Origin of the sequence: Dyella terrae, assembly GCF_022394535.1 — a bacterium.
GTDB lineage: Bacteria > Pseudomonadota > Gammaproteobacteria > Xanthomonadales > Rhodanobacteraceae > Dyella.
In genome coordinates, this window is sequence record NZ_CP089414.1 from 299,588 (window position 1) to 320,240 (window position 20,653).

19 protein-coding genes, 1 tRNA gene and 1 pseudogene are annotated in these 20,653 nt (G+C 58.7%); 8 read left to right on the forward strand and 13 right to left on the reverse strand.

The window, feature by feature from the left end; genetic code table 11:
• Positions 1–21: 21 nt before the first annotated feature.
• From glmM to DYST_RS01360, 3 genes are all read left to right on the forward strand, one after another.
• Positions 22–1,374: a phosphoglucosamine mutase gene (gene glmM, locus DYST_RS01350; RefSeq protein WP_102304876.1), complete on the forward strand. Its 1,353-nt coding sequence runs from the start codon at positions 22–24 to the stop codon at positions 1,372–1,374.
• Between the two features lie 120 nt (positions 1,375–1,494).
• Positions 1,495–2,430, forward strand: a complete 936-nt coding sequence (locus DYST_RS01355) for an isopenicillin N synthase family dioxygenase (protein ID WP_102304875.1) — start codon at positions 1,495–1,497, stop codon at positions 2,428–2,430.
• A 158-nt stretch (positions 2,431–2,588) separates the two neighbouring features.
• The gene (locus DYST_RS01360) at positions 2,589–3,089 is read left to right on the forward strand and encodes a hypothetical protein (RefSeq protein ID WP_239949504.1); all 501 of its coding nucleotides are present in this window, start codon (positions 2,589–2,591) and stop codon (positions 3,087–3,089) included.
• Here the strand turns inward: DYST_RS01360 and DYST_RS01365 are convergent.
• Positions 3,083–3,899, reverse strand: a pseudogene (locus DYST_RS01365) (SDR family NAD(P)-dependent oxidoreductase). The gene DYST_RS01360 and the pseudogene DYST_RS01365 sit on opposite strands and share 7 nt — an antisense overlap.
• A gap of 121 nt (positions 3,900–4,020) precedes the next feature.
• Here DYST_RS01365 and tpiA point away from each other — a divergent pair.
• From tpiA to DYST_RS24245, 4 genes are all read left to right on the forward strand, one after another.
• The gene (gene tpiA / locus DYST_RS01370) at positions 4,021–4,770 is read left to right on the forward strand and encodes a triose-phosphate isomerase (protein ID WP_239949506.1); all 750 of its coding nucleotides are present in this window, start codon (positions 4,021–4,023) and stop codon (positions 4,768–4,770) included.
• A gap of 25 nt (positions 4,771–4,795) precedes the next feature.
• A complete protein-coding gene (gene secG / locus DYST_RS01375) occupies positions 4,796–5,239 on the forward strand; it encodes a preprotein translocase subunit SecG (protein WP_239949508.1) in 444 nt (147 codons plus the stop codon).
• Between the two features lie 11 nt (positions 5,240–5,250).
• Positions 5,251–5,335, forward strand: a tRNA-Leu gene (locus tag DYST_RS01380).
• A gap of 176 nt (positions 5,336–5,511) precedes the next feature.
• On the forward strand, positions 5,512–6,072 hold the full coding sequence (locus tag DYST_RS24245) for an Arm DNA-binding domain-containing protein (protein WP_428993948.1): 561 nt from the start codon (positions 5,512–5,514) through the stop codon (positions 6,070–6,072).
• 151 nt (positions 6,073–6,223) lie between these two features.
• Here the strand turns inward: DYST_RS24245 and DYST_RS01385 are convergent, their stop codons facing one another.
• The 5 genes from DYST_RS01385 to DYST_RS01400 form a co-directional block, all read right to left on the reverse strand.
• Complete coding sequence (locus DYST_RS01385) at positions 6,224–6,514, reverse strand: hypothetical protein (protein WP_239949510.1); 291 nt, start codon at positions 6,512–6,514, stop codon at positions 6,224–6,226.
• 183 nt (positions 6,515–6,697) lie between these two features.
• A protein-coding gene (locus tag DYST_RS01390) for an IS3 family transposase (protein WP_239949511.1) occupies positions 6,698–7,833 on the reverse strand; the annotation gives its coding sequence in 2 pieces (ribosomal slippage) (positions 6,698–7,590 and positions 7,590–7,833; 1,137 coding nt in all).
• 318 nt (positions 7,834–8,151) lie between these two features.
• A complete protein-coding gene (locus tag DYST_RS01395; RefSeq protein ID WP_239949513.1) occupies positions 8,152–8,466 on the reverse strand; it encodes a hypothetical protein in 315 nt (104 codons plus the stop codon).
• Between the two features lie 767 nt (positions 8,467–9,233).
• Positions 9,234–9,365, reverse strand: coding sequence for a hypothetical protein (locus tag DYST_RS23910; protein WP_255558031.1), 132 nt, complete (start codon positions 9,363–9,365; stop codon positions 9,234–9,236).
• A 93-nt stretch (positions 9,366–9,458) separates the two neighbouring features.
• The gene (locus DYST_RS01400; RefSeq protein ID WP_199045333.1) at positions 9,459–9,737 is read right to left on the reverse strand and encodes a hypothetical protein; all 279 of its coding nucleotides are present in this window, start codon (positions 9,735–9,737) and stop codon (positions 9,459–9,461) included.
• Between the two features lie 951 nt (positions 9,738–10,688).
• Here DYST_RS01400 and DYST_RS01405 point away from each other — a divergent pair.
• Entirely contained in the window at positions 10,689–11,141 is a 453-nt protein-coding gene (locus tag DYST_RS01405; RefSeq protein ID WP_199045332.1) for a fasciclin domain-containing protein, read from the forward strand.
• 1,616 nt (positions 11,142–12,757) lie between these two features.
• Here the strand turns inward: DYST_RS01405 and DYST_RS01410 are convergent.
• The 7 genes from DYST_RS01410 to DYST_RS01440 form a co-directional block, all read right to left on the reverse strand.
• Complete coding sequence (locus tag DYST_RS01410) at positions 12,758–13,135, reverse strand: hypothetical protein (RefSeq protein ID WP_199045330.1); 378 nt, start codon at positions 13,133–13,135, stop codon at positions 12,758–12,760.
• Between the two features lie 18 nt (positions 13,136–13,153).
• Complete coding sequence (locus tag DYST_RS01415; protein WP_199045329.1) at positions 13,154–13,432, reverse strand: hypothetical protein; 279 nt, start codon at positions 13,430–13,432, stop codon at positions 13,154–13,156.
• The gene (locus tag DYST_RS01420; RefSeq protein WP_275666910.1) at positions 13,429–13,956 is read right to left on the reverse strand and encodes a cation:proton antiporter; all 528 of its coding nucleotides are present in this window, start codon (positions 13,954–13,956) and stop codon (positions 13,429–13,431) included. Before DYST_RS01420 ends, DYST_RS01415 begins: the two co-directional genes overlap by 4 nt.
• Before the next feature lie 508 nt (positions 13,957–14,464).
• Positions 14,465–15,523, reverse strand: a complete 1,059-nt coding sequence (locus DYST_RS01425; protein ID WP_239949517.1) for a slipin family protein — start codon at positions 15,521–15,523, stop codon at positions 14,465–14,467.
• A gap of 772 nt (positions 15,524–16,295) precedes the next feature.
• Positions 16,296–17,582: an NRAMP family divalent metal transporter gene (locus DYST_RS01430; RefSeq protein WP_199045327.1), complete on the reverse strand. Its 1,287-nt coding sequence runs from the start codon at positions 17,580–17,582 to the stop codon at positions 16,296–16,298.
• A 181-nt stretch (positions 17,583–17,763) separates the two neighbouring features.
• Entirely contained in the window at positions 17,764–19,080 is a 1,317-nt protein-coding gene (locus DYST_RS01435; RefSeq protein ID WP_102304352.1) for a cation:proton antiporter, read from the reverse strand.
• An 87-nt stretch (positions 19,081–19,167) separates the two neighbouring features.
• Positions 19,168–20,373, reverse strand: coding sequence for a DesA family fatty acid desaturase (locus tag DYST_RS01440; protein WP_199045326.1), 1,206 nt, complete (start codon positions 20,371–20,373; stop codon positions 19,168–19,170).
• Positions 20,374–20,653: the final 280 nt, after the last annotated feature.

Here is a 20,653-nt window from a genome sequence, read left to right on the forward strand (position 1 = left end):
GACTTCGGCAGGAGTAATGCCATGACGCAACGGAAATATTTTGGAACCGACGGTATCCGCGGCCTGGTAGGGCAGTGGCCCATCAGTGCAGATTTCATGCTGCGGCTGGGTCGCGCGCTCGGCGTGGTGCTGGCGCGCCATGGGCGCGCACGGCCGAAGGTGGTGATCGGCAAGGACACCCGCGTATCCGGCTACATGTTCGAATCCGCCCTCGAAGCAGGGCTGGTCGCTGCAGGGGCCGACGTGGCATTACTCGGGCCCATGCCTACACCGGGCGTGGCGTTCCTCACGCGCTCGCTGCGCGCCGACGCAGGCATTGTGATCAGCGCGTCGCATAACCCGCATCATGACAACGGCATCAAGTTCTTTTCGGCCAATGGCGAAAAGCTCTCCGATGACGTGGAGCAGGCCATCGAGGAAGAACTGGAGCTGGAGTTCACTACCGTTCCCTCCGAACAGCTCGGCAAGGCCACCCGTATCGCGGACGCCGTGACGCGCTACGCGGAGTTCTGCAAATCGACAGTGTCTGAAGATTTCAGTCTGCGTGGCATGAAGATCGTGCTCGACTGCGCCAATGGGGCGACCTATCAGGTGGCGCCGAAGGTGTTCTCCGAACTCGGCGCGGTGGTGAACACCATCGGCGATCGGCCCGACGGTTTCAACATCAATCGCGACGTAGGCTCCACGCACCCACAGGCACTGGAGCGCGCCGTGTTGGAACAGGCTGCCGACATCGGCATCGCCTTCGATGGCGACGGAGACCGCGTCCAGTTGGTCGACCGCCACGGCAAGTTGGCTGATGGCGACGACATTCTTTTCGTGTTGGCCAACGCATGGCATGCGCAGGGCCTACTGCTCGGCCCGGTGGTCGGCACGCTGATGAGTAACTATGGCCTTCAGCTCGCACTGGCCCAGCACGACGTAAAGCTGATCCGCGCCAACGTGGGTGACCGTTACGTGCTGCAGCAGCTCAAGGAACACGGCGGCAACCTGGGTGGCGAAACCTCCGGCCACATCCTGTGCCTGGACCGCGCCACCACGGGTGACGGCATTGTCTCCGCACTGGCCGTGCTGGAGGCGCTGACCTATGCCGGCACGGATTTCGCCGAGGCGCGGCAGGGGCTGCACAAAATGCCCCAGATCATGATCAACGTGCGCGCGGACGGTGCCCGCGAGGCCTTGCATAGTCAGCCGGTACGCGAAGCGCTTGCTGAGACCGAGCGCGCGCTGTCGGGCCGTGGTCGAGTGGTGCTGCGTGCCTCGGGTACGGAGCCGCTGGTCCGCGTGACGGTAGAGGCTGCCGACGAGGGCGAAGTGCGGCAGTTGGCCGAAAAGCTCGCCGGTGTCGTAAAATCGTCCGCAGAACGTTCGTGAGCCTGTAAGAAGTTCGGGGATCTTGCATCCCACCCAGGTCGCCAAGGATTGGCCCGACGTGCCCCGCCCCTGCGGTGGCGGACAGACAAGTGGACCGCACGCACAACCTGTGGACAAGCCATGAAGAAAGTTCCAACCCTCGACATCCGTCGTTACGACACAGACCGTGCCGCATTCGTTGCCGAGCTGGGTAACGCCTACCGTGAATACGGCTTCTGCTGCATCAGCGGCCACGGTATTCCGCGCGAGCTGATCGACGGCGCCTACGAGTCGTTCCAGCAGTTCTTCGCGCTGCCGGCCGACACCAAGATGAAATACCACGTGCCTGGCAGTGGCGGCGCGCGCGGCTACACGCCGTACAAGGTGGAAACGGCGAAGGACAGCAAACACGCCGACCTCAAGGAGTTCTGGCACGTTGGTCGCGAGATTCCGCGCGACTCGAAGTTCGCCGACGTGATGCCGCCCAACATCTGGCCGGCCGAAATCTCGGACTTCAAGAAAAACGGCTACGGCCTGTTCGAAGCACTCGACCAGCTCGGCTCGCGCGTGCTGCGCGCGCTGGCCTTGCATATCGAACTGCCCGAGCACTTTTTCGATGACAAGATCGACCAGGGCAATTCTATCCTGCGCCCGATCCACTATCCGCCGATCACCGAAGACAACATCCCGAACGTGCGCGCCGGTGCCCACGAGGACATCAACTTCATCACGCTACTGGTCGGCGCGAGCGCGGAAGGCTTGGAAGTGCTGACGCGCGAGGGCGAATGGTTGCCGATCACCACCGAAGGCGACGCCATCGTGGTCAACATCGGCGACATGCTGCAGCGCCTGACCAACCACGTGTACCCGTCCACGTCGCATCGCGTGGTGAATCCGCAGAACGATAACGCACGCAAGCCGCGTTACTCGGTGCCGTACTTCCTGCACCCGAACCCGGACGTGGTGCTCGACCCGCTGCCGCAAACGGTTACGCCGGACAACCCGAGCCGGTACGACACCAGCATCACCTCGCACGAGTATCTGCTCGAGCGCCTGCGCCAGATCAAGCTGATCTGATCCCGCTTTGTGCTCCCTCTTCATTATGGAGAGGGAGCACTTGTTCCGCGTTTCATGCGCGCCGCTCGGCCCAAACCGGGATGGTGGCCATGACTTCCGATCGATTCCCCCGGCTCAGGCGCGTACTACGCTGCACTCCCTCGTAGCGGGAGTTCGCCATGCGCCTGAAGTCGTTGCTGTGGATCGCCTGTTTCCTGAGTGGCAACGTCATGGCGACAGCCGATGACCCTTTTCGCGACTTTACGGACCTGACGGGGCACTGGACCTGTCACGGTGTCTTTCCCGCCTCGGGAAAGATTATCGACTCCACCATTCGTTTCGACTTCGATCTCAACGGCAAGGCGCTGATCAAGCACCACGACGACACGTCACCGTCCGCGACGTATCACGCGCTTGAGGCATGGGGATACGACGCCAAAAATGGCCGCTACAACGCGACCATTCTCGACAGCTTCGGTGGCGCTCGGCTGTTTTCGTCTGATGGCTGGAAAGACGGGCGCCTGGTCTGGCGTTCCGCGCCCGAGATCAAGCCAGCCCAGCGCTTCACCTATATTCGAGAGCCCAAGAAAGGCTTGCGCATCGATTGGGAAGTGGAGCGTGAGGGCAACTTCGTGGTTGGCGATACGCTGCAATGCTCGCTGGAGGGTACCGGTCAGTGAGTGGCTTCCAGCGCGCGATAACGCTTCGATTCGCGGGCCGATAGCCAGAGCGTGAACCGGTCGGGCAGCAGCTTCGTCAATGCTTTGATAAAGCGGTTGACGCCCCCCGGTGACGTGCACGATGTCGCCACGCTCCGCCGCTTCATAGCCTTCGCGCACCACAGCCTCGGCGCTCTGCCACATAAAGCCCGGCAGCTTGTTCATCAGCAGCCGAGTACCGGTGACGTCGTGGAACTCCGACCAGGTGAAGCCTGGGCATAGCGCGCAGACGTTGATGCCAAGATGACGGTTCTCAAGTCCAAGCGATTGAGAGAATTTGATCAGATACGCCTTGCTCGCCGCATACAGCGTGTGGCCGGCTGAGCCGGGTATATGCCCCGCCAGCGAGGCAACATTCACGATGCGGCCGTAGCCGCGTTCACGCATGCCGGGCAGCAGGCGCCACGCCAATTCGGCGGGAGCGGTCATCAACACCCGGATAAAGGCCTCATGCATCGGCCAGTCGACCGCTTCGAACGTGCCTGGCACGCCGTAGCCTGCATTGTTGATGAGCCAGTCCACCTTAAGTCCACGTGCGTCCAATGCATCGCACAGTTGCGCCACGGCGGATGGGTCGGCCAGGTCCGTCGGGAGCACGGTCACGGTTGCCTGGTGGCGATCACGCAGCTCCTGGGCCAGCGCTTCGAGCCTCTCCACTCGGCGGGCCGTCAGCACCAGATCATGGCCGCGGGCCGCGAGCTCCCGGGCGAAGGCGGCGCCAATACCGGCGGAAGCGCCTGTGACCAGGCTGAGTGGACGGGTCGTGGTCATAAAGTGGTCTCCTTGTGGTTCTTCTGATTTTTTCCGTAAAGGCAATGGCTTGTCGCCGACTCGTTGCCAGTGGCATGGTCCGACGTTAAGCTTTCGGGTTTATACGCAAGGGAAGACGCGCATGCGCAAGAAACTCGTCGCCGGCAATTGGAAGATGCATGGTAGCCGCAGCATGGCGACTGCCCTGGTCGGCGACGTCGCTGCCGCACTGCCAGCGGACATCGACGTTGTCGTCATTCCGCCGTTTCCTTACCTGGGCGAACTGGCCATGCAGCATGCCGGTTCCGGCCTGGGCTTTGGCGGCCAGGACGTGAGTGAACACGAAGGGCAGGGTGCCTACACGGGTGAAGTGTCCGCCGCCATGTTGGCCGACGTGGGCGCGCAATGGGTCTTGATGGGCCATTCCGAGCGTCGCCACTACCATCACGAAACAAGTGAGCTGGTAGCACGCAAATTCGCCGCCGCCAGGGCTGGCGGGCTTACCCCCATTCTCTGCGTGGGTGAAACGCTGGCCGAGCGAGAGAACGGACTCACCGATGCCGTCGTGGCGCGCCAACTCAAGGCCGTGATCGAGTTGAACGGCATCGCCAGCTTCGATACGGCCGTGATCGCGTATGAGCCCGTGTGGGCCATTGGCACCGGGCACACGGCCTCACCCGAGCAGGCCCAGCACGTTCATGCGTTCATCCGTAGCCAACTGGAAAAAGAAGATGCTATGATTGCCCGTCTGACCCGACTGCTTTACGGCGGTAGCGTCAAAGCGGCAAATGCTGCGGATTTGTTCGCACAGCCGGATGTGGATGGTGGGTTGATCGGGGGCGCCTCGCTGGCATCGGCTGATTTCCTCGGTATCTGCGCCGCAGCCTATTGAGCATCACGGACTCTTAAAGAGAACCATGTTCGTCATTTTCAGCGTCTTCTACATTCTGATCGCCGCGGCGATGATCGTGCTGATTTTGATGCAGCGCGGCGCTGGTGCGGACGCGGGCTCCGGTTTCGGCGGCGGTGCATCCGCCACTGTGTTCGGTGCACGTGGTTCGGCGAGCTTCCTGACGCGTACCACAGCGGTGCTGGCCGCGCTGTTCTTTGCGCTGAGCCTGGGCATGGGTATGTACCTGAGCCACAGCGGCAAAACGCAGAGCGATAACAGCGGTGATCTGGGCGTGATGTCGGGTCTTGCCAACAAGCCGGCGGCAACGCAGAATGCGCAGCCCGTCGCTCCGGTCAATGCGGAAATCCCGCAGGCCACCAAGTCGGCCCAGGGCGATGTTCCTGCCGCGACGACTCCGGCCAAGCCTGCAGGCGATGTGCCTGCAGCAGAACCAGCAAAGAAAAACTAAGTAAGACACCTGCCCAGGTGGCGGAATTGGTAGACGCACTACCTTGAGGTGGTAGCGCCGTAAGGCGTGGGGGTTCGAGTCCCCCCTTGGGCACCAATGAGAGATTTGGAACTGTCCACGACAGTCCAGAATCGTAGATAACCCCGCGTAATTGCGGGGTTTTTTATTGTCTGTTGTCCAGGGGTGTCCTGAGCTATCCAGGGCAATCCAGGATTGGTGGGTATAATTTTGGGTACAATTTTCCCTCTATGTACCCAAATAGGTCTCAAGCTATGCCGCGTCTTGCCGCGTCATTGACCGAACTTCAGATCCGGAAAGCCAAGCCCCAGGACAAGCCGTACTTCCTCTCGGATGGTAATGGGCTGGTGCTCTGGATTAGTCCCGCCGGGCTCAAAGCTTGGCGTGTGCGTTACCGTCTGTCGGATGGTTCGCGGCCCGCGCCTGCGACGGTTGGTCATTACCCGGAAATGTCACTGGCGGATGCGCGCGTTAAAGCAGTGGAAGTGCAGCGCGATGCTAAGCATGGGAAGACCACTGCTGGCCTTCGTAAGGCTCGCCAAGAGATAGATGCTGCTGCGGATGCCGGAGTGGCGGCTGAGGCAGAGCTTCGCGCTGAAATTGAGCAAGCATCATTTCGCTCTGTATCTGGGCGATGGATGGCGGAGAAGCGCTTAACTTGGGCGACGGAAGCCAAGATGACTGCGTCGGGTGCGCCGGTATTCCGCTTGAGCTGGACAAACGCCTGCTTGGCGGGAGCGGGAAGGTGTGCGTACGGGCAGTCCTTCATGTCGAGTGGAGGACCAATAAGGTCCTCCACTCGCAGCTCGACGTGATGATGCTGCATACGCGCCATGTTGTTGAAGCCGATTCGAGGCGAGGTATGTTTGCTCTGTGACTCGCCCGGATAGAGAGCATGGTTGGCGGTGGTTGGCATCAAGCCATCTTGAGGCGCGCAATGCACTTCTATACCTTTGATGCCCGCGTTCATTGCACACCGCCAAGCAGTTGATCACTGGCAAGCTTGGCAGCCGCCGCAAGGAGCGCATCTACCTTCGTGTAATGTAGCTTAGGGATAATGGACTTTACCTTCTTGCGAATCTTGTCGTCAGATTCGCCACGACCCATCGCCATGCGTATAGATGGGATCAATTTAGCGAGCTGCTCGGCCTCCAACTCTTCCGGTGTAGGCTCAATCGACTCGATGGCCATGATGGCCTGGTTAATCAAGTCATCGCCTATGACGATGACTTCCTTCTTGGCGTTCTTGTTAGCCATGTTAGATTTCTCCGCGCTTGATCAGCGCACAGGAGTTATTGGTGTTGGTATCGTCAACCTGACGCGAGCGATCGCGCACAACTTTCCGCCACGCACGAATCTCTTCGGCAAGGAAAAGCTTCTTGCCGTTGCGATTACGGACTAGCGAATGGACTGCCCCGGGATTGACGACACCCACCAGCCTCACAGTGAGGCCTTCTCAAAGGCCTCGGGGCTGACGCCACCGAGATGGCTGTGACGACGGGTTCGATTGTAAAAGACCTCGATGTAGTCGAAGACATCGGCGCGGGCCAGATCACGGGTTTTGTACACGCGTTTGCGGATGCGTTCCTTCTTCAGGCTGCTGAAGAACGATTCGGCCACGGCATTATCCCAGCAGTTGCCGCGCCGGCTCATGCTCGGTTGCAGACCGTGGGCACGGCAGAAACGTTGCCAGTCATCACTACCGTATTGTGAGCCTTGGTCGGAGTGTACGATCACTGCTTTCGTGGGTTTGCGCCGCCAGATCGCCATCAGCAATGCGTCCAGCACCCCTTCGCGGGCCAGCGTCGGCTTCATCGACCAACCGATGACCTTGCGCGAATGCAGATCGATGACGACCGCCAGATAAAGCCACCCCTGCCAGGTGCGCAGATAGGTGATGTCGGTGACCCAGGCCTGGTCGGGCTGATCGACGGTGAACTGCCGCTGCAGGCGATTGGGAGCGATGAGTGACGGACGTCCGACGATACGACGAGGCGCCTTGTAGCCGCGAATTGCCTTGATCTTCTGGGCATGCATGATCTTCTCCACGCGATGCTTGCCACATACCTCGCCAGCCTCGCGCAAATCGCCAAGCACGCGCCGCGCACCGTAGACACCACCACTGGCATCGTACGAATCGCGAATCAGTCCAAGCAGGCGCCGATCCTCAATGGCGCGATCGGACTCCGGCTTGTCCAGCCACTGATAGAAGCCACCGCGTGTCACCTCCAGCATTCGACACATCGGAGCCACGCGAAAAACATGGCGGTGGTCGTTGATGAAGCGGTACTTCACTCGGGTTCTTTGGCGAAGTACCGTGCGGCCTTTTTTAAAATGTCGCGCTCCTCTTCCACGCGACGCAGCTGGGCGCGCAGGCGAAGAATTTCGCTCTTCGCCTCTGTCAGTTCAGTGGCCTGCTGTTCGGTCTTGTCGGGTTTTACCGCTTTGACCCATTGATACAGGCTGTGGGTCGAAACGCCGAGACGGGCGGCCACTTCGGCGACCGAGTGGCCGCGGCCGACCACTTGTCGGACCGCTTCTTCTTTGAATTCCGGGGTAAACCGCTGACTGCTCATGGGGCTTCCTCCTATGCTCAAATCATAGGCTGGAAGTGCCGTCATCTCCGGGGCAGTCCAGAATGCGGCATTCGAGTCCACGGGAAAGGGGGGGGTCTTGCCCGTCTCGACTGAGTTTCCCGTTGTCGTCGTACTCAGGCACAACCCCATATTTGTACGCACTAGCTCGGGATAGGCCGATGAAAACAAGAACAGGCTTTAACGCAACGTTGCCACTGTGAGGAAACTCATGCGTTACTTCCGTGCTCTCGCAATCCCTGCGAATGGCGTTGTCACCCTCGCTACTGCTAGCTCGAAGAGTCTGGGCAGTCATGGAGATTAACCAGCAATCTTCTTTGCCGCGTTGTGCGCGTCGATTTCACGCCGATGGAAGAGCTTTTGGCCATTCTTCTCATGCGGAATGGGCAAGATCGCACCGAGGATTGTTTCACCTCGTTCGATCATGGCTGACTGGCCTTTCAGCTTTGCCTTGAATTCTTCACGCGAGGAGAAGCCCATGCTCGCGCAGCCAGTCCTAAAGTTGACTTCGCTATCGGGGTCAGGCGCTGAACGTTCCGGGGGAATGCGTCCGGCTAGGAATGCCTCGGTAATGTTCACTAGGCCATGGGTGAACTTGTCGTCTTTCTGATGCATCAGGCGTGGTCCGTCGTCGGTTGGGACTTGCTTGCCCAGCCAGAATGGCAACGGTGGGGGATGCGCGCCTGCGAATAGATCACGCACCAACCAACCGCCCAAAAATCAAGCATGGACAAACGTTGGATTGGTGCGACGTCAAGGCCAAAGTCGCATGCCGGTCGCTCAGGGAACTGGACGCAACACGGTCTTATCGGTTGTCGGCGTGATTGGTACCGACGGCGGAGGTGATCGGCTAACGAGACCAGCGATACCTCTTGGCGATATTACTACGAGATGCTCGTGCACATGTCAATGCGTGATCGCACGACTTTCTTGCTCGACAAGCACAATGAAGAATGCCTTGGCGATTCGATACCTCAAGAGGGACTAGAGCACGCAACGCTCGACAGTCGACGCGCTCGAGACGCAGCCAGCGGACCAAGGTTCCCCTTTCGGGTATAAATAGCTTTGTCTTAATTAATTTATTTAAAATCAATTAGTTAATTTGTGGTTAGCGTCTCCGCGGGCCGCATCAAGAAGTCCACTCCTTGGAGCGCCAGGCCCTCCGCATCACGTAGCACCGGAGAGGCGGCGCCCACCCTGGCATGCGCTGCAGCCCGCAAGGGTCGATTGGCCAGCCACTCCTCAGTAGGTTGGGGGCTCCCGCCTGAGCAGACCGGGTTGTTCGTCAACGGCCGGATTTCGCCGTTGCTAGGGCCGGAGCTGAAGTATTGCCCGCTTGCGGCGTGTCATGGCGCGATGACTGCAGCGATCGTCTCGTTCGGTCAGCTCGACGCGATGGGCGAGCGCAAGACCATGGGAGACATGTCGCAACTGATGGCGCGATCAGCGCTGGGGCGTTCGTAGTCACCTTCGTACGTAAAGCCGTTGGTAGTCTTACCGGAAATACTGGTCATGATGGTTTCCTTTGGAGTAGATCGTATCTGCGCCTTCCGTCCTTGGATGGGGGCGGTGTGGGAAGATCGCGCGTTGTTGGCCAGCGACTACCGTCAGCGATTGATAAGGCCGGCGTTTAGGTAGGGTGCACCGTCGTCATCCATACGATCGGCGTCGATGTCTTGGCAGTCTTTGTGAGACTCCAGCAAATCGACCTTAGGCACGATCTCACTTCGTCGTGCTGGAGCCTTAGCTCGCGGCGATACCACCGATGCGTCGTACCCCGGAAACCAGCGATTGCGCTGCTGATTGTCTGCAGCATCCGGAAGGGGCTCAAAGTGCAGCTTATGAGGGTGAAAGTAGAGCGAGTTCGTTTGATTGATCATGTACATGGAGTTGCCTCGAGTGTTGACCCGCATCCTTCAGGTCGTAAGCAAGCGCTAGCCCGCGGCTCCGGCCAAGGCGGAGAAAACTCAGAGGCCTTTCAAGAAAAATTACAGATAATCTGAGGCATCCGAGGCGGGTCTAACGAAGCCACGGTGCACGATCAACATGCGCTTTCTTCTGTTATGCCTCTGTAAGGTGTCGCCAGGTTGCTGGCCCGACCTTTCTCCAGAGCGCGCCCTGCTCTTGCTCACCTGCCTTTACGTGTGGTGGCTCTTTCGACCATTGCATTAGGCTGACATCCGCGACCTCCTGGCGCACCACATAGACCGCGCTGTAGTAGCCCGGAAGCCATCGGTCGGGTCCTGGCCAGTCATAGAGCCTAGGAGGAGTGAAATGCACGGCGTTCATATAGCCACCTGGAGTGTTGGCTCGCATCAAGCGATGCATAGGCGGACGACTGTCCGTAACTCCAGCAATAGCTGGAGATAGCTCAGCAGGCGTGAGGGAAGGCGTCGCGTGACTGAGGCGCATGGAATGAGTGTCAGAAAACTAAGCGCTCGACAACCATGCACTCTTTAGTGCTACGAGGATGTGCGGTCGGTCGACAGGCGGTTGTGCTGGTTCTTTCGCCATTTCATGCGGCGTCGGCTTAGAGGTGTGCGTCACTACATCGCCCATAGCGGGCGAATGAAGGTCGCATTGTCTCGCATTGCCCATGAAGCGATGAAACCCACCATGCCAGACATGTCGTCTGACTCAACCAGGCAAATCACTCTCGCCTAACAACTACACGCGCATGCTGCTCGGGCGCCAGGAATGAAAGTCTCCTCCTTGGCAGGCGTCTCAGTTACGCGGTCCTTTCCCTAACGCCCTCTGAGTTCTTCTTCGGTCTGCATCGGAGTCGCGGCTTCGGCCGCTCCAAATCCGCCATGCGGATCACTACTCAAGGCAAATCTATGTCCAATCATGATTCCAACACCTCTCGCGTTCCTGGCAAGAACATCGTCGAGACAGCAGCCGCCAACGGCTCCTTCCATACGCTTAGCAAAGCTCTCGAAGCGGCCGAGCTCACCCATGTTCTGAAGGGCTCGGGCCCCTACACCGTGTTTGCACCGACGGATGCGGCGTTCGAAAAGCTTCCCAAGGGGACACTGGAAAACTGGCTGAAGCCAGAAAACAAAGCGGAGTTGATCTCCGTTCTGAAGTACCACGTGCTGCCGGGCCGGGCATCGGTCGTCGAAGTCGAGAAACTGACCGCACCGAAGATGCTGCAGGGCCAGACTGCGCCGATCACGAAGGACGGTGACAAGCTCCGCATCGGCGGCGCCACCATCACGGGGCCGGACATTGCCTCAAGCAACGGCATCATCCATGCGATCGATACAGTGATCGTGCCCACTAAGCACTAACAGACAGGATCTTGTGGTGGGGTCCGCCCCACTACAAGACTCCATGATGGCGCTTTCGTGGCTTCGGACTGCACTTGCCTCGAAGCGGCTAATGCCGAGAATGCGACCCTAGGGCACCGCTACCTCTGGTGGCACAAATAGCTCGCTCGACATCAACGGCAGAGCCGGTGCCGTAATCCGGCCACATGAGTGGATTCTCCGTGGGGGAGCTTGCATCCAGCAGTTCAATCGATGCCGCGCCAACGAGTTCCATGAGATGACGAACATCGTCCACTGGCATTTCATCGTTCAGCTCCACCGTAACCACGGTGTGGCCCATCTGTGTCGGTTCGGGAAGATGGCTTGGTGATCGGAGCTCCGATGCTTTCTGTCCTTCTCGGTGACCCTGATGGCTGATATTGGACACAACCGATGTAGGCGCACTTGAGCTTGCGGCTGAGTTCCCTACGCTCTCATCCACACAAGCCATCACATGTGCGTGTCGCATGCCCCTTGCTAACAGCTTGTTTATGACAGACGCGGCTGCAAATTGACTGTCAAATTTGGCAACAATAAGGTTAGACATGCTCGCAGATCCTCGTTGGAAACATGCGTATCCATGCTACGCCGTCCACTGGAATCGCTCCGTGAGGGCTTCCTTATTGATGCATCTGGAATGTCGTGCAAAAACCTCTTGCGTCAGTCGTATCACACGCTCGTGTAACACGATCAGGAGCAAGATAGTGAAGCGCTGAGTTTACTCAGACTCACTGTACGCGCCTCAGCCGCTCGGCCCCAACTCTGACGCCACTGAGCTATCTCCGGCTTCGCTGGAGTTGCAGGCTGATGCCTGCCTACGGCCGCGTGATGCGAGCCAACATTCAGGGCAACCTCATGAACGCCATGTACTTCATTCCGCCTAGGCCTTGCGAGGGTCAAGAAGCCAATCGTTGGCTATCTGGCTATTACAGCGCTTTTTACATGATGCTCTACAAAGTCACCTATTTTGATAGGGGTCGGAAGCCGCAAGAGCGACCGCGCGTAACGGCAACGAAGAGAACAATGCCCACAAGGAGCTCCTGAGTCGATGACTTGGTAACACCTCACGGTCGCGTACTGGCAGCAAGCGCTTCTTGATGCGTACGACCAACGACACTCAATTGATCTAGCCATGGCTTCGTCCTTCGCCATGTCGGGTGTCTACGCGGCGCCAAAGAATAGCGGCACCATTTCCCCCATTCCTTCGACGCCACAGGTATCAGAAGACACCATCGACATGTCTGATCCGCAAGCACAGGTCGTCGCCTCTGCAGGTACGACCAACGGTACGGGCAATCAGGTGACCATACGATCTGTCCAGGCCGGCGCGTTACCCGACGCCCCAAGGCCATCATTCGAATCACTGAGACACTAACCACGATGGATTCATCAGCGAATCGGAAGCTGAGGCGTATTCGCCGCTGGCAAACGACTATCTATATTTGGCGCCAAGCGGAAGCCGTGGTGTGACGCGGGAGGCATATCGTCGCTGGCGCTGGTACTGTTTGATGGAGACACTGAGAACGAGCCGCTGAAGCCCGACGGCAGGCTGCCATGGATGGGTCGGGCAGGGATGTCCCCTCATGCTATAGACAATCCTAGCCTTTCATCAGCGGGCGCACGGTTGCCCCATGCACGACGATGGACGCGGCGATGGTGATCAACGTGATAGTGGTGAGTTGCTTCGCCAGGGCAGAAGTTATGCCCTGACGAATGGCGTACATCAGATAGAACACAGAGCCGACTACCCTAATGCCGAACCAGGAAATCATGGCTAGCTGATAGAGGCTGCTCGAACCGCCTATCATTCCAGCAGTCACAGCCAGTGGACGTAACACCACCAGAAAGAGTGGAATGAACCACCAGGACAGTGCCGACGGTTCCGTATAAGCAAGTATGGCGCCGACGAGTAACACCAGTGTCAGCTCGGCAAGCTTTTCGAGTTGCACGTTGAAGCCATGTACGGCACGCGTCATGGCTGCGCTGGCATGGTGCTAATGTGCGGCCAGCGCCTTATAGGTGTGACCGTGCACTTCTTTTGATGTGCCCAGTGATGCACTTCCTTTGCTTGGCTGCTCTTCCACGCGCTGCAGCGCGAGCCCGGCAGCGAACACGGCAAGGGAGCCTGATGCAAGGCAAAGTTGGGCTACGCCATCGGCGATTGCGATCAGCCCTAGCGCCAGGAACTCGTCTAGTCCCACAGCCTGCCGATGGCGCGTACGCAGATAGACGACCAGTCGGCCTATCAACGCGCCGAGCGCAGCTCCGATCAACAGCCCTCCAGAGCGGCCCCCCAAAGCAAGTCGATCAGTACCCAGCGCAAATTGGCGCTGCCCAATTCATGCAGGCCCAACAGACCAAGCCCAAGCATCACAAACGGAAATGCCGTGCCGTCGTTCAAGCCACCTTCTCCCGCAAGGCTGAAACGGAGGCGATCCGGGTCCGCGCCGCGCTCCGTCCTGACGCCCGATGCCAATACGGGATCGGTTGGCGCCAGGATGCCGCCCAGCAGTACGGCCGCCCCAATAGGCATCCCCAGGCCCCACACGCCGGCCAAGGCGACCAGTCCCACCGTTATAGCCATCGAGACAAACGCCAACCTCAGCGGAACGATCCAGCGCCGGTCGAGCAGCGGCACTCCCATGCGCAATCCCACGGTAAAGAGCGAGATGAGTAGCGCGGCTCCGGCAACGTGCTCCAGCACATCGGCGTGCCTCAGTGGATCGAGCGTGATCAGCCCGAACCATTCTTGACCCAGTGCAAAACCGGCGCACAGATAGATCATCGCGCCACTCAACAGCAGTCGGGCTCAGGATGGTGCCAGTAAGCACCATGGTGATGAGCAGTGTACCGATGAGTAGCGACCATAAAGCATCCTGCATGAGTTTCACCTGTCGGGAATGGCTACGCCTGCCGGACCTTTTATCGATCACGCTGGTCGGTACCTCGTCGATCACTTCATGGAAGGCGGAAACCGGATGCCGCGTGGTGTATGGGTGTGCGCGCGGGCCAATCCCGCTGTGGCCTAGTGAAAACTAACTGTTGCAAGCGCCAGCGGCAGCCTCGGATTCACAGTGTCGCCAAGCCGAGGCCAGGGAGCGCTCGATAGAGCGGATCTGCAGAACACCCGTTGGATGGCGTTTGAGCTCAGTACGAAGTAGCTCATTCTCGTACAGTAGTCGACGATTTTGGTCGAGCAATACATCGAAGACTCTCTCCAGGCGATTGGATTCCGGCTTTCGATCTGTAGTCATGATTCCCCCATGAGCGTGTCACGAATATAGGGAGGGCCTTGGTTTGGCCCACTACGGTAACTTCTCGGATTTCTGGCTTGGCGTGGAAGGTGTCGTGGCGTCGTCTGATGCAAGTGCATAGCCACCCTCGGAAATCAGGTTATTCAATGCCCTGGCCAAGCTCCACTCCGCTGTCTTAACGGCGTCATGATCGACCTCGACTTCCGTGTCGATCGGTGTGTGGAGTGCAGTCAATTCACCGGCTACGCCATGTTGCTCTTCCGCACGCATGGCGGCGCTTCGTGCAGCGAGCGCCAATGCGGTGGCCGATGCTGGATTCATGCTGTCGACCATCGAACTGGGAATGAGGATGGTGGTGCCACGTTCCTTAGTCGTCTCATAGATGATATTCATCGCGCGCAACTGAAGGGCTGTCGGTTGGTCGGCGTAGATCTTCGCCGCACTGACAAACTTGCTCGCTATCTCAGCTTCGGCCGAGCCAAGAATGATACGCGCCTGCTTTTCCCGCTCGGCTTGAGCCTGTCTCGACATGGCATCTTGCAGTGCGACGGGAATGGCTACGTCGCGTATTTCCACCGATCGCACCGTCAGACCCCATTCGAGGGTCTTGCGTCCGATTTCCGTGCATAGTGCCAAGTCCGCGGATTGGCGATCAGAGAGCAGAGACGCCAGCATCGACGAGCCAATCATCTCGCGTAGTGACGTTTGGGCCACTCGCGCGATGGCCTGTTGATAGTCCGTAATAGCAAGAGCGGCCTTTCTGGCGTCGTGCACGTGCCAAAAGATGATGGCATCCACGTTCACGGGTACGGTGTCGCGCGTCAGTGCCTGCTCAGCGTTGAAGGCGGTGGTCTGAATGCGCTCATCAATGACGGCCACGACATGATCGAGCACTGGGATGATGAGGAACAAACCAGGCCCCCGTACCCCCAGTAGTTTGCCGGCTCGCAGCACGACGAACTTCTGCCACGTGTTAGCCATTTTCAGTGATTGTGAAGCGATCGCGGCAATGACCCAGAAGCCGATCGCCGGGCCCAGATTGCCACGAGACATGTACAGGCCGCCGACGGCCGTCAGGGCGACCACGATGAATAGGGTTATGGCATTCACGGCTGCGCTCCCGCCCGCCTGGAGCGAGTGAGTGGTAGTGATTTACCTTCCCATTGGGAGGCACGCGTGTCGGTGCGCTGGCGCACCCATTCTGCGGATGGGACGCCGTTTTTCCCATCCAAGCCAGAGGGTAAGGAAGTGCGCTCAACGTGATCATCGGGCTCAGCATGGGAGGCGCCTACGCCAATATCACACGATCATGATCTTCTGGTGGTGAGACTGACCTAGCACTCGCTGAAATCTTCCATCTGTGCCGGAAAGCACGTCGATTCCGGTAAGACCAAACATCAGATCCGGCGGACACTGAACGTCTTTCTGGTACGGTTCCGATGCGAGCGGCCTGCTACTGCCAGGCCCCAGAGACAATATTCTGAGGAGGTCCGCTTCCGATCCAGAGCGGAGATCTCGTCATCCGCAAAATACCTAGATCGAGTCTTCAGCCGTTCTGCACCGAAGGGGATTTGTGGATCGTCGAAAACGGAGGGCCCTTTCCCATGGCTTTGCGCTCCTGGTTGTCCTGGGCCTTCTGGGCTGCACGCAGACCGACTAGTCAAAACTGGTTGAGCAGGCGGTCGACAAATTTAAGAGCGGTTCGACACGCAAGGGAGACAGTTCCCATCGAAGAAGGGGTTACTGGCGTCTTCGCCGGCGAGCGCGAGGCGGATCGGGAGGCGAAGATGGAGGGGCGTCGCCGAGCACTCGTAATGTCCTGAGGTCAAGCCATCTCTCAGGAGTGGTGCGCTGGGAGCGATACGATTGCCATTGCGGTTTGTCACTTCCCCCAGGTGGCGAACATAACGACTGCCGCCGTTGCCATCGCTGCTGTCGCGAGCCAGCCAAAGAGCTGTAGGAACCAAGGAAGCGTGAACTCGCCCATCACCTTGACCCGCGAGCTCATTAGCATCATGACAATCATCAAAGGTACAGCGACGACACCGTTGACCACTGCGCTCCAGTACAACGCCTTGACGGGGTCCAAGGGCGTGAAGTTCAGCGCCATGCCAACCACGCTCGCCACGATCAAAGCGCCATAGAAAAATTTTGCCTCGTGGGGCTTGTGCTCCAATCCCGCTCGCTGACCGAATGCATCTGCGGCAGCATAAGCCGTGGCGCCTGCCAATACAGGAACAGCCAGAAGGCCCGTGCCGATGATACCCGCGGCAAATAGACCAAATGCGAGCTTTCCTGCCAAGGGGCGTAACGCCTCAGCGGCATCGGCTGATGAATTGATGTCCGTTTTTCCGTGTGCGTGGAGTACCACGGCGGCGGTCAGAATGATGAAAAAGGCGATCATGTTCGAAAAGACCATGCCCACACTGGTGTCGATACCTATTCGCTGCAGTGCTTCGGGTGCTTGTGATGGTGATCGCTTCAATGGCCTTCTCCCGCTGCTCGGGCTCATCTCTTCTACTTCCTGAGATGCCTGCCAGCAAAATAGATAGGGACTGATCGTGGTGCCGAGCAAGGCAACTACGCCAACAGCATACTTGGCATCCCTTACGATGGGCGGCACGACAATGCTCCTGAGCACGGCCGTCCATGGCACATGAATAACCAGGACGGTCGCAACATATGCGAACAGGCTCAAGGTGAGAAATTTGAGGATTGGAGAGTAGCGCGAGAAAGGGATAAACATCTGAAGGAGCAGTGTGGACAATGCAAACACGGCCGCATATAGCAGTGCTGGACCGCCTATAAGGAGCTTCAATGCCGCCCCCATAGCGCCAATATCCGCCGCTAAGTTGATGACGTTGGCGGCAACAATGGACACGACCAGCCCATAGACGAGTGTTCTGGGATAGAACGTGCGGATGCCGCTCATCAGGCCGCGTCCGGTCACACGGCCAATGCCTGCACTGATCGCCTGTATCGCGATCATCAAGGGAATCGTCAGCACGATGCACCAGAGCATTCCGTAGCCGAACGCAGCCCCCACTTGTGAGTACGTGGCTATGCCACTGGGGTCATCGTCTGCAGCGCCAGTGATCAATCCTGCACTGAGACGGTGCCATAGGGGAGGGCGATGCGTGCCGTTGGGAGCAACGACAGGTTTCTTCATGGCCGTTCTCTCGATGCGAAGAGGTCGGAACACATGCCCCGAGTTCAGCGGGAGTCGTGAGGGCCGTCCGTAATTTGGCAAGTTGGACGATGAGCACTTACAGCAACGTGGACCTTTGGACGGTATGGTTAGGGAGGAAGCTCTGGGACTCGACTTGGCTCCAACCTAAGGCCAGAAGTGCCTAGTCAGGTTGGCGTGGTGATGCGATGCGCTGTATGTACCATCGAAGTAGGGGCCGAATCGATACGCCATGTACAAGGATGGAGATAGCTACCGATGCGAGCGTAAGCGTGATTAACTCCTGTGCCAGGACGCCCGATACGCCATAGCGAATGGCGAACAACAGGTAGAACACCGAACCTATGCCGCGAATGCCAAACCACCCGATCATGGCTCGTTGCGATATGTCCATCGGCTCCCCAAGGGTGCCGGCGAGTACCGCCACCGGACGTATCACCAGAAATAGCAACGGAATGAACCACCATAAGGCGCTCCAGGGGGTGGTATAGGGAAGCATTGCCCCAACCAGTAGCACCATGGTCAGTTCGGCGAGCTTCTCCAATTGTCCATTGAAGCCGTGGACGGCATCCGTCATGGCAGCGCTGGCATGATGAGAGTGTGTGGCCAGCGCACCGTAGGCGTGCCGGCGGAAGTTGGGCGCTACGCCAAGGGATGTCGTCCCTTCGCGCGGCTGTTCTTTCACTCGCTGCAAGGCCAGTCCAGCAGCAAACACAGCCAGGAAGCCCGACGTATGGCATAGCTGAGCCACGCCGTAAGTGACTGCCACGATACCAAGGGATACGAACTCATCGAGACCTATCGCTTGCTGATGACGTGTGCGCAGGTGAACGATCAGTTTGCCAATCACCCCGCTCAGCGCCGCGCCGATAGCCAGTCCACCCCCTGTGGACCACATCAGGTCGACCGACCACCAATGCAGGATGCGAAGGTCATGCCCATGTTTGTCCAGCAAGCCGAGGCCAAGCAGCACGAAGGGAAAAGCAGTTCCATCGTTCAGTGCACCCTCACCAGCCAAACTGAAGCGGAGGCTATCCGGGTCGGTGCCGCGCTCGGTCTTGAAGCCGGACGCCAGCACTGGATCGGTTGGCGCAAGAATGCCGCCCAGCAGTACTGCTGCCCCCCAGGAAAGGCCTAGTCCCGACACGCCCACGGCAGCAATGAGTCCGACCGTGATGGTCATGGAGATGAAGGCAAGTCGTAGCGAAAGTATCCAGCGCCTGTCGAGTATCGGCACTCCCATCCTCAAGCCCACGGTGAACAGTGAGATGAGCAGCGCTACCTCGGCAATCCGTCCCAGTAAGCTGACATGGTGGCTCGGGTCTAGCTCAATCAGGCCCAGCGATGCCGGCCCGAGTGCATAACCAATGCAGAGATAGACCATCGCACTGGTAAGCAGGATGCGTGCAAGCGCGGCCCCGGTGAGCACCATCGCGATCAGCAGCGCGCCAATTAGGAGTGACCAGAGTGGGTCAGACATCTGCGCCTGTCCATCGATATCGACGATCGGGCCTTATTGGGTGCCGATTTGGCGCAAAGGTCAGCTTAGTGCTGCGGACTCGGATACTCATTCGTCCAAATGGTGAAGGTAGATGCATGGAGCGACGATGCTATCGCTGAGGGATTGGGCGAATTGCTGGAGTGCTTCAATGCCGCTACCTTGGGCTTCGCGCACCCACTGGGAGAGTGCCTCAGCCGCATGGTCCTTATTGCGTGTCTCCATCAATGCCGCGAGCTGATTCCGCAGTCGGCATATCGTATGCAGGCATGGATGGGTCACGATCCAGGCATCGAGATGCTCACGCTCGTCCGCCGGAAGCCAGCGCCCACCGTCTGCCAGAGCGCGACGCAGGTGTATCGACAGTTTCGGGCTTCTGCCATCCCGGCACCGAAGCTCCTCGTGCACAACCGGTAAGGTGACTTTGCGGAAGAATTCAGTCATCACTTTCACCCGGGGAGTCAGTGCGACACGTCTCGCTGTTCTGGCCGCCATGTTCGTCTTGGCATCGAAGACGATGCGTCGGACGCGTGCCAGGCCGAGTAAGGAAAGCAGTTGGATCACCAGCCAACCGAAGTCGAATTCGAAGCGACGCACCGAGAATTTCGCCGAACTGGGAAAGGCGTGATGGTTGTTGTGCAACTCCTCACCTCCCATCCAGATCGCTAAGGGCACCATATTAGCGGACGTGTCTGGCGTTTCGAAGTTGCGATACCCTCGCCAGTGGCCCACGCCATTTACCACGCCGGCAGCCCAGAAGGGGATCCACATCATCTGCACGGCCCATATGGCCATCCCGCCAACGCCGAACAAGGCAACGCTGATGACGGCCAGCAGGGTGGGGCCCCAGTTGGAGTGAGGTGTATAGATATGGCGCTCAATCCAGTCATCGGTTGTACCGTGGCCATACGTCGCTAGCAGGTCAGGGTCGCTCCGTACCGCGGCATACAACTCCGCGCCCCTCCACAGCAATTGATGGATGCCTAGAATGTACGGACTATGAGGGTCTTGCACCGTATCGGCGTGTGCATGATGTTTGCGATGTACGGCCACCCATTCCCTAGTGACCATCGCGGTCGTTAGCCAGCTCCAGAATCTAAAAATATGTGCGAGCGCGGGATGGAAATCGATCGATCGATGGGCCTGGCTGCGATGCAGATACAGCGTCACTGTAAGTATGGTGAGCTGGGTCATCACGAATAGATACAGCAGCAGCATGCCAAGCCCAACCTGGAGCAGGCCGTGCGAGGCCATATCGAGTAACCGGTCGAGCATGGGATTACCTCATATGAAGGGTCTGTGTCCTGTTGCAGCGCCGTGCGTTACGGATAACCTAATGCGCCGACGTTGCATCGGACGGGGAAATACCTTGTTCCTTCAATCCGGTGAGCATTGAAGATGCCGCGCTCAGGCCGCGCATAGATTAAAAGTGGATGGTGCGGCAAGCCGAGGTGATCGTCTGTTCTCAACCGCACATAGCACTTGAGTTCTCCCGTGCCAAAACGTCGCGTCGGCGTTCGTTACCGAACAGTACGATGCCGGTGACGAGCGTAGA